The 653-nt window shown below is 47.2% G+C and carries 1 protein-coding gene; it reads left to right on the top strand.

Annotated features, from left to right (window positions below):
- Nucleotides 1-653, top strand: a 653-nt coding sequence (locus tag R7Z77_RS26115; protein WP_318137146.1) for an MgtC/SapB family protein, incomplete at both ends; no start/stop codon positions are given.

Genomic DNA, 653 nt, shown 5'->3' with positions numbered 1-653 from the left:
TTCTCCTTTATTGCTTGGTTTTGCCTTGATCGCGTTGGTGATATTGGCGTGTATCGCGTTTATCATGCAGCAGAAGAAGAGTCGCGATATCAGTATTACTGGCGTGGTTAGCTTGTTGGTGACGTTTGTGTTGGGCAGTTTAGCTGTGTCGGGAGAAGCGGTGCTTGCGGCATCTGCAGCTGTGATTACCGCAGTGGTGCTCGACAACAAACGAGAACTTCACCAAGCGTTGCAAAAATTACAGGAATACGAGCTAGATGCAGCGCTCCGGTTGCTGATTATCTCCATCGTGTTATTGCCGCTTCTTCCAAATCAATCCTATGGCCCTTGGAACGCTCTTAACCCTTACGAGATTTGGTGGATGGTCGTGTTGATTGCCAGTATTTCGTTTGTGGGCTATTTCGCAATCAAAATCGGTGGGGCGAAACGTGGCATATTGTTCACCTCCATTTTTGCAGGTTTAAGTTCTTCGACGGCGTTAACGCTGCAGTTTTCCCATCTTTCTCGGGAGCAAGCCAATATCAGCCCATTGCTTGCTAGTGGCATACTCTTGAGTTGCGGCACCATGTTTCCTCGGCTGTTGATTATTCTGTTTGTTATTAATCCTCAACTTGTCTTGTTATTATGGCCAATTGTGATGGCCATGATGGCGG

Source organism: Vibrio sp. 1401 (assembly GCF_033340295.1).
The sequence above is the reverse complement of the archived record's forward strand: the minus strand, read 5'-3'. Positions and strand labels throughout refer to the sequence as shown.